Consider the following 12,340-nt stretch of genomic DNA (forward strand, 5'->3'; position numbering starts at 1 on the left):
GTGTCGTACGAGGGACTTAGGAGAGGCGGAGTCGGCGGACGGCGAAGAGCATTGCGCCGAGCAGCACCAGGACCGTCCCGGTGACCAGTGAGTCGAGGTCGGTGACCCCGGCGATCGCCAGGCGGCGGTCGCCCGGATGTGCGGGGGAGCCGCGGGGCGTCACGGGGACGGGCTGCGTGCCGGCTGCCCGGTCCGTGCCGGTCGCGGGCGATGGGGAAGGGGTCGCGCAGGTCAGTACGCCCGTCATGTCCTGGCGGAATCCGCCGGGCCCCACGACGGTGAAGCGGTAGTTCTGGTGCTCGGCGACCGGCACGGTGACGGTCCTGGAGCGGCCCGGCCCGACCGTCACCGAGACGCCCGCCAGGGCGAAGCCGAACGGCGCGTCGCCCCCGTTGCTCGCGGTGACGTCCACGCCGCCCCGGGCGCAGTCGTCCGCTGCGGTCACGGACGGCACCGGTCCCTGGCCGGGCAGCCGGAGCACGAGCGCCGGCTCCTGCGGATACCGGGACTCCGGCGCCGCGGCCGCGCCCGCCGCGACGGAGCCCGCGGCCATGGTCGCGGTCACCAGGGCGGCGGCCCAGCAGGCCGCGCTCCGCCCGCGCGCACGGCGTGCGCTCCACGCAGAAGGCATGTGCGTCCCTTTCGGGGTGAGGGGGCGCGACAGGGACGTCCTTCAGTACGGGAAAGAGGAGGCGGATGTTCAACAGGGGGCGGAAGAAGCTCTGTCGCCCAGGCCGTCAGGGCGACGGCACCGCTCACAGGCCGGGCGCGCCCCATACCGGGAACCAGCGGGACAGGTCCGGTTCGATGCGGAGGTCGTCCGCGACGACCGCCCTGACGCGCAGTTCGAGCGCGTTGTCGCGCTTCTCGCCCGGCAGCGGCGCGAAGGGGTAGAAGGTGCCCCGCTTGTAGAGGTACACCAGGGCGAAGCGCTGCCCCTCCTCGTTGCCGAACCCGACCAGGGAGCACAGGAGTTGGGGGCCGAAGCCGGATCCTTCCAGGGCGGTGTTCACGGCGTGCAGATCGCCGACGAGAGCGGCCAGGTCGTCGGGCTCCCGGCGGGAGAGCAGCCACGAGTATCCGTACTCGTCGCGGCTGAACTCCACCGAGGCGCCGACCCGTTCGGTGTCCGCGTTCAGCAGGTCCGTGACGTCCTGGCGGATGCCGGCGAACGCCGTTCCCTCGACCGTGGTGAAGCACACCGAGCCCTGCCCGGTCGGTGTGAACCCGGCGGCCGCCTGCACGGTGACCGCCGCCGACGGCAGGCCGAACAGCCGGTCGAGGTCGGGCGGGGCGGGCTTGGTGCGGCCCAGCAGGATGTCCAGGAATCCCATGTGTGCTCCGTCCTCGGTCAGGGGGCGATGGCGGCCGCGGTCAGGCGGGACGTCCCAGCTCGGCGGAGATCTTCGCCAGCCGGTCCAGGCGCTGTTCCAGGCTCGGGTGGGTGGCGAAGAGCCGCCCGACACGGCTTCCCTCGCCGAGGGCGGGGACGAAGTAGAAGGCGTTGAACGCGCTGGCCGTCCGCAGGTCCTTGCTGGGGATCCGGGCGATGTCGCCGTCCAGTTTGGTCAGCGCCGAGGCGAGGGCGGAGGGGTGCCCGGTGAGCAGCGCCCCGGCCCGGTCGGCGGCGAGTTCCCGGTAGCGGGACAGCGCCCGGATCAGGACGAAGCTGAGGGAGTACACGAGCGCGGACACCGCCATGACGGCCATCAGCACGACGACGGTGTTCTGGTCGCGCCGGCCGCGCCCGCCGTACAGCTGGGAGTAGAAAGCGAAGCGGACGATGAGCCCCGCGATGACGCCCAGGAACGAGGCCACCGTGATCACCGCGACGTCGCGGTGCGCGACGTGCGAGAGCTCGTGGGCGAGCACCCCCTCCAGCTCGTCGGGCTCCAGCCGGCGCAGCAGCCCGGTGGTGACGCAGAGCACGGCGTGGTCGGCGTTGCGCCCGGTCGCGAACGCGTTGGGCAGGTCGATGTCGGCGACGGCGACCTGGGGCCTTGGCATGTCGGCGGTGGCGCACAGGCGGTCGATGATGCCGTGCAGCTGGGGGTGTTGCTCGCGGGTCACCACGCGGCCGTGCATCGCGTACAGGGCGATCCGGTCGGAGAACCAGTACTGCGAGAACAGCACCGCCGCGGCCACCACGACGACCACGACCGTCGACCTGAGCAGGACCAGGAGCGCGGCGACGAACGCCACGTACAGCAGTCCGAGCAGGAACACCGTGAGCAGCATGCGGGCGGTCAGCTGCCGGTCGGGTGCGAAGCGGCTGTGCACGGCCGTCACTCCGTCCCCATGCCGGTGCGGCCCGAGCGCGCACGGGCTCGCGCGGCGTGAATGGGAGGCCCGGGGACGGGCGGCACATTCCTCTTGATCATGGCGTTCTCCAGGACCGGTGCAGTGATGCTCACCCTCCACCATGCCACCGCGCGGGCCCCGGCGACGGTGGTCGTACGGGACGAATTCGGCGCGCGGACCCGCCTCAGGCCAGCTGCCTGCGCACCAGCTCGTGGAGGCGGCCGGACGGGTCGGCGAGGAGCTCGGCGGGCGGGCCCTGCTGGACGATGCGGCCCTGCGACATGACGATCACGCGGTCGGCGTCCAGGACCGTGGAGAGCCGGTGGGCGATCACCACGCGGGTGGCGTTCAGGGCGCGGGTGCTCTCGATCACGATGCGCTGGGTCTCGTTGTCGAGGGCGCTGGTGGCCTCGTCGAAGAACAGCACGCGCGGGCGCCGGACCAGCGCCTGGGCGATCATGAGGCGCTGGCGCTGGCCGCCCGAGATGGCACCGCCGCCGGAGACCATGGTGTGCAGCCCCATCGGCATCCGCTTGATGTCCTCGGCGAGGCCCGCCATCGCGGCGGCCTCCCACGCCTCCTCCTGAGTGAACACCTCCGCTCCGCAGATGCAGTCCAGGATCGACCCGCTGAGCGGCTGCGCGTTCTGCAGCACGACCCCGCACTGGCGGCGCACGGCCGCCCGGTCGAGGGCCGCCAGGTCCTGGCCGTCGTAGAGCACGCTGCCCGTGACCGGGGTGTCGAAGCCGATGAGCAGCCTCAGCAGGGTCGACTTGCCGCAGCCGCTGGGCCCGACGACCGCCACGAACTCCCCGGGCCGCACCTTCAGGGACACCTCGTCCAGGACCAGCGGGCCGTCGTCGGTGTAGCGGAACGAGAGGCCCTTGGCCTCGATCCCGCCGGACAGCTCGCCGGGCTGCGTGCTGGCCCCGCGCACCTCGGGCGCCTCGTCGAGCACCGGCTTGATCTGCTCGAACATGGGCAGCACGGCGGCCGCCGAGATGAACGCCCCGGTGAGCTGGGTGACCGCGGTCAGCAGCATCGTCACCGCGGTGTTGAACGTCAGGAACGCGCCGGCCGACAGGGACCCGCGGGCCGGTCCCGCGAGCAGCACGAACATGACGAGTGAACACAGCGGCAGATAGACGGCGTTGAGGACCGTCGTCAGGTTCTTGATCCGGCCCGCCCGCTTCTGCAGCTCCCGGCTGCGGGCGAACTCCCGCGCCCAGGCCCCGTACGCGAAGCTCTCCGCCGCGGCGACCCGCAGCTTGGGCAGCCCGCGCAGGGTCTGGAACGCCTGGTTGTTGAGCTTGTTGCCGAGCTCCACCAGACGGCGCTGCCAGCGCAGCTCCCACATCCCCATGGTGAGGAACACCGCGGCGATGACGGCCAGCATCGCCAGCGCCGTCAGCGCCAGCGGCACGCTGAAGCACAACAGCAGGACGAGGTTCATCACGCCGACCGTGCCCGACTGCACGGCGACCGGGCCGATGCCCGAAAGGACCCGGCGGATCGCGCTGACGCCCATCGCCGCACTCGCCAGCTCGCCGGTGGAACGCTCGGTGAAGAACTTCGTCGGCAGCCTCAACAGCCGGTCCCACACGGCGGGTTGGAGGGTGCTCTCGATGCGTCCCTCCATCCGCAGGATGGTGAGGTTCTGGAGCAGCGTGAACGCGGCCGACACGACCCCGGAGACGATCACGGCGAGCGACACCTGCACGATGAGGCTGTTCTCGGCCCGGGGCACATAGACGCCGAGCACCTGCCCGGTCGCGATCGGCACCAGCGCGCCGAGCGCCACCGTCACCAGTCCGGCCAGCACCAGATTGCGCACATCGGCCCGGGTGCCGCGCAGACTGAAGCGCAGCAGGCCCCACTTGCCGAGCGGCCGCTCCGGCAGCGGCCGGTAGAACATGACGGCGCGCTGCTCGAACTCCGCCGCGTTGCTCCCGTCGACGCGGCTGCGCCGGCCCGACACCGGGTGCACCGCCTCGTACCCGCCGCGGCGCCACAGCAGCGCGACCGGAGTGCCGCTCGCGGTGCGGTGCCCCACCAGCGGGCCCGCGTCCTGGCGCCACCAGCGCCCGTCGAGCCGCACCGGCCGGGTCCGGATCCGGGAGCCGACCGCGATCCGCTCGACCGGATCGATCCGGTCGCTCACCGCGCCGCTCCGCGCGGGCTCCGTGAGCGTGATCCCGGCCGCGGCCGCGACCAGCCGGCAGGCCGCGTACGTCTCGTCGTCACCGGAACCCGCCGCCCGCGAAGAGGACTTGCGCGGGCGGCCGATGGAGGTGAGCAGCGCCCGGTCGGCCTCGTCGCGGACGGCCTCGCCCGCCTTGATGCCGGCCGCCGTACGGTCCTCGTGCGCCCGCTCCAGACGCTCGATCCAGCGGTCGAGGGCGGACAGCAGCCGGTACTGCCGGTTGACCATGCCCTGCCACAGTTCACCGTCGACGAGCAGATCACCGGCCGCCTCCGCACTGAACGCGGCCCCGTACTGCACACTGCCCGGCGAGACCGGAAGCCACAGCACGTCGTCGTCGGCGACCGCCTCGTCAGGGGTGGTGCGGCCGTCCAACGGCGCCTCGAACAGCACGCGTTGGCCGCGTCCGACACCGAGCGAGAACGCGTGCTCCAGCAGGCTCAGCGCCGCGTCCCCGGTGTCGTACTGGCTGTGGTACGGGACCTCGTAGCCACCGGAATCCGGATACCGGTACAGCTCCCGCAGCTCGATCCGGCGCAGCACGCACTCCCGCAGGGGGCGGCCGACGAGGGTGTGCCGCGGGCCGTCGACGGGGCCGAGCAGCAGGGTGCCCGGTTCGAGGCGGCCGAGGAAGTGCCAGTGGCCCTGCTCCACCGCGTCGACCGCGAACAGGTCGAGCGCACCGGCCACGACGAGCCACAGCACCTGCGGCCCCTCCAGCGAAAGGCTGCGCAGACCGGTGCAGTCGACCTGGTGGCCCAGGCCCCCGAGCGCGCCGATGACCGCGTCGTGCCCGGCCGCGCCCGGGTCCGCGAAGTGGTGTACGGAGGTCACCTCAGTGCTCCCTGACCAGGTCGGCGTACGCGCCCGCGGCGGCCACCAGGTCCTCGTGCCGCCCGCGTTCCACGACGGTTCCGTGGTCGAGGACCAGGATCTCGTCGCTGTCGCGGACCGTGCTGAGACGGTGCGCGATGACGACGCAGGCGCAGCCGCGGCGGCGCAGATTGTCGATGATGAGGTGCTCGGTCTCGGCGTCCAGGGCGCTGGTGACCTCGTCCAGGACCAGGATGCTGGGCCGGCGCACCAGCGCGCGGGCGATTTCGAGGCGCTGGCGCTGCCCGCCGGAGAAGTTGCGCCCGTCCTGCTCGACCCGGCTGTGGATGCCGCCCGGCCGGCGCGCGACGACCTCGTACAGGGCCGCGTCCTGGAGGGCGGCCACCACGGCGTCGTCGGTGATCGAGGGATCCCACAGCGCCACGTTGTCCCGCACCGTCCCCTCGAAGAGGAAGACGTCCTGGTCCACGAAGGAGACCGAGGCCGCGAGCGCACCGCGCGGAATGTCCTCAAGGCGCTGTCCGTCGATGCGGATCGTGCCCTCCCACGGGGCGTAGAGGCCCGAAATGAGCCTGGAAACCGTCGACTTGCCGCTGCCGGAGCCGCCGACGAGCGCCACCTGCTGTCCCGGACCGACGGTCAGTGAGAACCCGGTGAGCAAGGGTTTGTCGAGCGGGCTGTAGCCGAAGGTGATGTCCTCAAGGGTCACATGGCCCTTGAGGCGGCGCGTGCTGGCGGCCGGTTCGGGGCGCGAGTGCAGCGAGTCCACGGGGAAGTTCTCGACGTCTTTCAGCCGGGCCACATCCGCCGCGAAGTCCTGGATCCGGCCCGCCACCCCGTTGAGCCGGGTGACCGGCGCCGTGAAGCGGGTCACCAGCGCCTGGAACGCGACGAGCAGCCCGATCGAAATGTGCCCCTCCACCGCGCGCAGTCCGCCGATCCACAGGATCAGCGCACTGTTGAGGGTGGCGAGCAGGGGGGCGACGACGCCGAGCCAGGCGCTCGGCACCCCCAGCCGCTGCTGCTCCTCCAGCGTGGTCGCGTGCTGGCCCGCCCAGCGGCGGAAGTACCCGTTCTCGCCACCGGTGGCCTTCATCGTCTCGATCAGCTGGAGCCCGGTGTACGAGGTGTTGGTGAGCCGCGCGCTGTCGGCCCGCAGCTTCTGGGTGCGGGTGGCCCGCAGGCGCACGACGATGCGCATCGCGACGACGTTGAGCAGCGCGATGCCCACCCCGATGACCGTGAGCTGCGGGTCGTACGTCCAGAGCAGGAACGCGTAGAGCAGTACGACGATGCCGTCCACGCCCGCCGCGGTGAGGTCGCGGGCCAGCGTCTCGGCGACGGCGTCGTTGGACTGGAGCCGCTGGACGAGATCGGCGGGGCTGCGCTGCGCGAAGAAGGTGACCGGCAGCCTCAGCAGATGCCGGAAGAACCGGGCGCTGCTGAGTGTGGACGAGATGATGCGCCCGCGCAGGAGGTTCGCCTGCTGCAGCCAGGTCAGCACCGCGGTGAGCGCCACCATGGTGCCCATCGCCGCGAACAGCACGCCGAGCAGCGAGGTCTGATGACCTATCAGGAAATGGTCGATGTACGTACGGCTCAGCGCGGGCAGCGCCGCGCCGACCGCCACGAGCAGCAGGCTGGCGAGCAGTGAGGCCAGCATCGTGCCGGTGGTGCCGCGCAGCCGCGCGGGCAGTGCGCCCAGGACGCCCGGCTTCCGGCCGCCGCGCTGGAAGGCGGGACCGGGCTCCAGGACCAGGACGACGCCGGTGAAGCTCGTGTCGAAGTCCTCGGCGGGCACGAAACGGCGGCCCTTGTCGGGGTCGTTGATGTGCACGCCCCGCCGGCCGAGGCGGCGCCCCATGCCGTCGTACACGACGTAGTGGTTGAACTCCCAGAACAGGATGGCGGGCGCCTGCACCTCGGCGAGCGCGGCCGGTTCCATCTGCATGCCCTTGGCCGTGAGCCCGTAACCGCGGGCGGCTTTGAGGACGTTGCTGGCCCGCGAGCCGTCGCGCGAGACGCCGCACGCGATGCGCAGCTCCTCCAGGGGCACATGGCGTCCGTGGTGACCGAGCACCATGGCCAGCGAGGCCGCGCCGCACTCCAGTGCCTCCATCTGGAGGATCGTGGGGGTGCGTACGCTCTTCGCCGCCTTGGTCCTCGGCGCCTGCCGGGCACGTGAACGGCGGTTGCCGCCAGTGGAGTTGGGCGGTCGGCGGCGGCCGTGGCCGGTGGGCGGAAACTGCTGGGCGGCGGACGATGCGTGCGGTGCGGTCACGGGAGCAGCCAATCGATGGGACGCCGGTCGGCCAGATGGACGGTGCCGGTGGCCGGGGTCATGGAGTCGACGGCGAACGGCGGGCCGGCGGCCGACGACCACCGGTAGCCGGACCGATTGGCGGACGTGGGCTCCAGGCGCACCAGGACCCCCAACGGCCTGCCGTGCTGCGAGAACTGCTCGGCGAGCTGTCCGTCGCCGAGGAAGGCGGTGATCTGCTGAAGCGTCTCGGGCGTGCGGCCGACCGCGGCCACGGTGCCGCGCAGCACTCCGTACTGCTCGGCGGGCACGGACTGCACGGCGAGGTCGACGGGGGCGCCCACCGGGACGCTCGCGCCGCTGTCGCCGGGCAGGTACAGCATCACGATCAGGGGGTCGTCGGCGCCGCCGGTGCGCTCCACGCTCGCCACGTTCGCGCCGGTGGCGACCACCGAGCCGATCGTGGCGGCGAGACTCGTCAGACGGCCCGCGTCGATCGTGCGGACCGTCCGGTCGCCCTGGGCGGTACGGACCTTGAGGAGGGGCGCGTCGGCCGGCAGGGTCTGGCCCTCCCGGGCGAACACCCCGGTGATCTGGCCCGCGACCGGGCTCTGCAGGGCGTAGCTGCCCTGCGCGTGGGTGAGGATGCCGGGCGCGTCCAGCGTGGCGGAGACGGAGCCCGTCATGGCCCAGAACGTGGCGGCGGCCATCACGGCCACCGTGATCAGCAGAACGAGCCGGCCCTGCGGGCGTGCGAAACGCACCGGCAGGTCGAGTTCCTCCGGTGACTGCAGTTTGGAAAGGGCCTGTTGGCGAAACTGCACGGAACTCTTTCCTTAACCTTTAACCATCCGCAATGAGCCCCGGAACCGAGCGGGTTCCGGGGCTCACGCGTGATATCAGAGACCGGCGATGAGACCGGTGGCGAGGCCCGTGACGACGCCGGTGTTCACACCGGTGGCCGAGCCGACGAGACCCGTGACCGAGCCGACGATGCCGGAGACCGGCAGGATGGAGTCGGCGGTGTCGTTCACGTTGCCGAGCGCGGTGCCGACGAGGCCGCCGGACACGTTGTCCAGGTCGGCGTCGGAGATCTCAAGGGTCTCAACCTGGGGAGCGTTGTTCATGGTGGGGACTGCCTTTCATGGGGACATTTCTTATCGGGGAACCCGTTGGCGGGGTTTCCCGCAGTGGCGAGGATCAAAGCACGCCGACTGCGGTCACTGCGAATCGAACGGGCTTTGAACAGGGGTTCCGTACTGCCTCGAATTACCGCCGCGTGCAGGTGTGTTCATGATTCGGGGGCAGTTTCTTCACGAGCTTCACGCGATGAATTCCTTTTGCCGGGAAGCGGATGTGCGCCAAGTCGGACACTCCCGCACCAAAGCCCCCTGACTCGGTCCAGACCTGAAACCCGGCCGTGGCCCCCCGTGACGGGTCTGCGCATGCGGTGTGCAGATTTTCGGAAGGTGCGGCTCCGCTTGCCTGGGGGACGGGGAGTTGCCCGGCCCGTGCCACCAACTCCCCGTACTCTTCCGGGAGTTGTCCCTGTGCTGTACGGTCCGCGACATGCTCGCCCGCTCGCGCACGCCGTCCCCACGGGGGTGGAGCCGCTGGCTCGTGCCGCCCGCCGCGCTCTCCATCCACCTCGCCATCGGCCAGGCGTACGCCTGGAGCGTCTTCAAACCGCCCCTGGAGTCCTCGCTCGGCCTGTCGGGCACCGCGTCCGCACTGCCCTTCCAACTGGCCATCGTCATGCTCGGCCTCTCGGCGGCCTTCGGCGGCACCCTGGTGGAGCGCAACGGGCCCCGGTGGGCGATGGCCGTCTCGGCGGTCTGCTTCTCCTCCGGCTTCCTGGTGGCCGCGCTCGGCGCCGCCACCCGCCAGTACTGGCTCGTGGTCCTCGGCTACGGCTTCATCGGCGGCATCGGACTCGGCATCGGCTACATCTCGCCGGTCTCCACCCTCATCAAGTGGTTCCCCGACCGGCCCGGCATGGCCACCGGCATCGCCATCATGGGCTTCGGCGGCGGCGCGCTGATCGCCGCGCCCCTGTCCACCCAGCTCCTCTCCTCCTTCGGCAAGGACCCCGCGGGCATCGCGCGGACCTTCCTGGTCATGGGGGTCGGTTACGCGGTCTTCATGACGTTCGGCGTGCTCCTGGTGCGGCTGCCCCCGGACGGCCGGCGGCCGCCCTCCCGGCCGAGGGACGCGGCGGCGGCCACCACCGGTCAGGTCTCCGCCCGCAACGCCGTGCGCACCCCGCAGTTCTGGTGCCTGTGGGTGGTGCTCTGCATGAACGTGACCGCGGGCATCGGCATCCTGGAGAAGGCCGCGCCGATGATCGGGGACTTCTTCGCCGGCACGGCGTCCCCGGTCGCGGCGGCCGCGGCCGCCGGCTTCGTCGGTCTGCTCTCGCTCGCCAACATGCTCGGCCGCATCCTGTGGTCCTCGGCCTCCGACGTCATCGGCCGCAAGAACGTCTACCGCGGCTACCTCGGCATCGGCGCGCTGATGTACCTGCTCATCGCGCTGACCGGCAACGCCTCCAAGCCGCTGTTCATCGGGTGCGCCGCCGTCATCCTCTCCTTCTACGGCGGCGGCTTCGCCACCGTCCCCGCCTATCTCAAGGACCTCTTCGGCACCCATCAGGTCGGCGCGATCCACGGCCGGCTGCTCACGGCCTGGTCGGTCGCCGGCGTCCTCGGCCCGCTGATCGTCAACGCCATCGCCGACGCGCAGAAGTCCGCCGGACGCACCGGCCCGGACCTCTACACCACGTCCTTCTTCATCATGATCGGGCTCCTCGCGGTGGGCTTCGCGGCCAACGAGCTGGTCCGCCCCGTCCACCCGCGGCACCATGAACCCCCGGCCGTCGAGGGCGAGTCGGCGCTGCCCGCCCCGGAGAAGGGAGCGCTGTCATGACGGTCCGCCGAAGGGCGCTGTTCGCCGTCGCCTGGCTGTGGGTCGGTGTGCCGTTCGCGTACGGCATGTACGAACTGGGCCTCAAGCTCAAGCAGCTGTTCACGGGCTCCTGAGCGACCCCGCCGCGGCGGTTGATCCACCGGGATACGGTCTTGGCATCCGCCTTCCCCGGCGACCGGCCGGGGGCGGATCAGCCCAGACAGGAGTGAGGCCCATGAGCGGTTCCCCGGCCGGTACCGAGCCCCGAACGAGCGCGTCCGGCGAGGACATACCGCCGTGGCCAGCGCAGTTGGCCCTCGCCATCAGCCAGGGCGCGGCGGAATCGGACGGGGTGCGCCGCGCCCACGCAGAACTGGCCCGGCTGGGCGGCCGGGTGCCGTTCCTCGTGGTGCACGACTGGCACGCCCGCACGGTCCTGCCGCTGCTCCTGGAGGAGAGCGAGGACGCCGGGCCGCTGGAGGCGGTCGGGGAGCTGCACGCCCGCGCCCTCACGGGCGAGCGGATCGCGGCCGCCTCCTGGTCCGCCGCCCTCGAACCGGCCCTGCGCGACGTGTACCGCCTCGCCTACCCCTACGGCGAGGCCCATGCCACCGCCTCCGCCAACGCGCACGCCTACGCGGTGGCCAATGACTACGGCGAATCCGAGGCGACGGAGTTCGCCGCCACCTACGCCGAGCTCAACACCACCGCCAACGCCCGTTCCTACGCGGTCGCCAACTCCCTCGCGAACGCGCGGGCCACCGCGCTCGCCTACGCCGAGGCGGACGAGCGGGCCTACGCCGAGACCTACCCGTACGCCCGCGCCCACGCCTACGTCCTCGCGCACGCGGGCTCCGGCGGGGAAGAGGCGGCGGCCTGGGTCCGGCTCGCCGAAGGGCTCGCCGACAGCCTGACCCGCGTCTGAACGCCCGCCGTGTCAGGCCTGGGGCCGCTGCCCGTTGATGGCCACGCGCCGCCCGTAGCGCGAGTGCGGGTAGTAGTCCCAGGTCGCATGGTGCTGTACGCAGCGGTTGTCCCAGAACACCAGGGTGTTCGGGGTCCACCGGACGCGGCAGTTCAGGAACGGGGTGCGGGCGGTCTGGTCGTACAGCATGTCGAGCACCGCCCTGCTCTCGCCGCGCGACAGCTGCGTGATGTGCGAGGTGTAGGCGCCGTTGACGAACAGCAGCCTGCGTCCCGTGTCGGGGTGGCGCACCACCACAGGGTGCTCGGTCCTGGGGACGACGTAGCCGGCGGGCGGTGTCTCGCCCTGCCAGGGCAGCAGCCCGTCGTGCACCGCCGTGAGCCCGTCAAGCAGGGACTTCATGGCGGGCGACAGCATCTCGTACGCCAGGTGCATATTGGCGAACAGGGTGTCCCCGCCGCTGCCCGACTCGGGAGTGCGGGTGATGTAGAGCATCGAGCCGAGGGAGGGCTCGGCGTCGGCGGTGCCGTCGGCGTGCCAGCCGTTGCCCGCGACCGCGCGCGAGTCCTTGGTGGTGCTGATTTCGAGGACGTACGGGTCGGAACCCTCGGCGGGCAGTGTCACCGGGTGCAGCTCGCCGAAGTATCCGGCGAGCCGCTTGTGGTCGCTGTCCGACAGCGACTGATCGCGGAACACCAGGACGTGACGGTCCAGGAACGCCCGCTTGAGCTCCGCCAGTTGATCCTCCGTCAGCTCCTTGGACAGGTCCAGGCCGGACACCTCGGCGCCGATCACCGGTGTCAGCGGGTCGACGACAAGGGTGTCGTACACCTCCTGCGGCCTGGTGGTGATGCGCTCGATGGCGTCCAGCGCGAACTGCTCCATTACTGCCTCCTGATGCGGGTGGTTCCCC

The 12,340-nt window shown here is 71.6% G+C and carries 10 protein-coding genes; 2 read left to right on the forward strand and 8 right to left on the reverse strand.

Annotated features, from left to right (window positions below):
- Nucleotides 1-16: 16 nt before the first annotated feature.
- From ACIQ8J_RS12850 to ACIQ8J_RS12880, 7 genes are all read right to left on the reverse strand, one after another.
- Entirely contained in the window at nt 17-631 is a 615-nt protein-coding gene (locus tag ACIQ8J_RS12850; protein WP_403270007.1) for a phospholipase domain-containing protein, read from the reverse strand.
- 124 nt (nt 632-755) lie between these two features.
- Nucleotides 756-1,334, reverse strand: a complete 579-nt coding sequence (locus tag ACIQ8J_RS12855) for a hypothetical protein (RefSeq protein ID WP_403270004.1) — start codon at nt 1,332-1,334, stop codon at nt 756-758.
- A gap of 40 nt (nt 1,335-1,374) precedes the next feature.
- Nucleotides 1,375-2,280 (reverse strand): zinc metalloprotease HtpX, encoded by a 906-nt coding sequence (gene htpX, locus ACIQ8J_RS12860; protein ID WP_403270002.1) that lies wholly within the window; start codon nt 2,278-2,280, stop codon nt 1,375-1,377.
- Between the two features lie 205 nt (nt 2,281-2,485).
- Complete coding sequence (locus ACIQ8J_RS12865; protein WP_403270000.1) at nt 2,486-5,338, reverse strand: NHLP bacteriocin export ABC transporter permease/ATPase subunit; 2,853 nt, start codon at nt 5,336-5,338, stop codon at nt 2,486-2,488.
- A gap of 1 nt (nt 5,339) precedes the next feature.
- On the reverse strand, nt 5,340-7,631 hold the full coding sequence (locus ACIQ8J_RS12870; protein WP_403269997.1) for an NHLP family bacteriocin export ABC transporter peptidase/permease/ATPase subunit: 2,292 nt from the start codon (nt 7,629-7,631) through the stop codon (nt 5,340-5,342).
- Nucleotides 7,616-8,422: an HlyD family efflux transporter periplasmic adaptor subunit gene (locus ACIQ8J_RS12875; protein WP_403269994.1), complete on the reverse strand. Its 807-nt coding sequence runs from the start codon at nt 8,420-8,422 to the stop codon at nt 7,616-7,618. Before ACIQ8J_RS12875 ends, ACIQ8J_RS12870 begins: the two co-directional genes overlap by 16 nt.
- Nucleotides 8,423-8,497: 75 nt before the next feature.
- Nucleotides 8,498-8,725, reverse strand: a complete 228-nt coding sequence (locus tag ACIQ8J_RS12880; RefSeq protein WP_403269991.1) for a type A2 lantipeptide — start codon at nt 8,723-8,725, stop codon at nt 8,498-8,500.
- A gap of 442 nt (nt 8,726-9,167) precedes the next feature.
- On the opposite strand from ACIQ8J_RS12880, the gene ACIQ8J_RS12885 reads away from it, so the two are divergent.
- Both ACIQ8J_RS12885 and ACIQ8J_RS12890 read left to right on the forward strand, forming a co-directional pair.
- Entirely contained in the window at nt 9,168-10,523 is a 1,356-nt protein-coding gene (locus ACIQ8J_RS12885) for an OFA family MFS transporter (RefSeq protein ID WP_403269988.1), read from the forward strand.
- Nucleotides 10,524-10,737: 214 nt separating this feature from the next.
- The gene (locus ACIQ8J_RS12890) at nt 10,738-11,427 is read left to right on the forward strand and encodes a SpcZ (RefSeq protein WP_403269985.1); all 690 of its coding nucleotides are present in this window, start codon (nt 10,738-10,740) and stop codon (nt 11,425-11,427) included.
- A gap of 12 nt (nt 11,428-11,439) precedes the next feature.
- On the opposite strand, the gene ACIQ8J_RS12895 is transcribed toward ACIQ8J_RS12890, so the two are convergent.
- Nucleotides 11,440-12,312, reverse strand: coding sequence for a TauD/TfdA dioxygenase family protein (locus ACIQ8J_RS12895; protein ID WP_403269982.1), 873 nt, complete (start codon nt 12,310-12,312; stop codon nt 11,440-11,442).
- Nucleotides 12,313-12,340 lie beyond the last annotated feature (28 nt).

The organism is Streptomyces sp. NPDC094147 (assembly GCF_044764265.1).
Classification (GTDB): Bacteria; Actinomycetota; Actinomycetes; order Streptomycetales; family Streptomycetaceae; genus Streptomyces.

Coding starts and splice junctions, on each gene's coding strand:
- ACIQ8J_RS12850 (WP_403270007.1), bottom strand. CDS start 631: ATGCCTTCTGCGTGGAGCGCACGCCGTGCGCGCGGGCGGAGCGCGGCC.
- ACIQ8J_RS12855 (WP_403270004.1), bottom strand. CDS start 1,334: ATGGGATTCCTGGACATCCTGCTGGGCCGCACCAAGCCCGCCCCGCCC.
- ACIQ8J_RS12890 (WP_403269985.1), top strand. CDS start 10,738: ATGAGCGGTTCCCCGGCCGGTACCGAGCCCCGAACGAGCGCGTCCGGC.
- ACIQ8J_RS12885 (WP_403269988.1), top strand. CDS start 9,168: ATGCTCGCCCGCTCGCGCACGCCGTCCCCACGGGGGTGGAGCCGCTGG.
- ACIQ8J_RS12895 (WP_403269982.1), bottom strand. CDS start 12,312: ATGGAGCAGTTCGCGCTGGACGCCATCGAGCGCATCACCACCAGGCCG.
- ACIQ8J_RS12880 (WP_403269991.1), bottom strand. CDS start 8,725: ATGAACAACGCTCCCCAGGTTGAGACCCTTGAGATCTCCGACGCCGAC.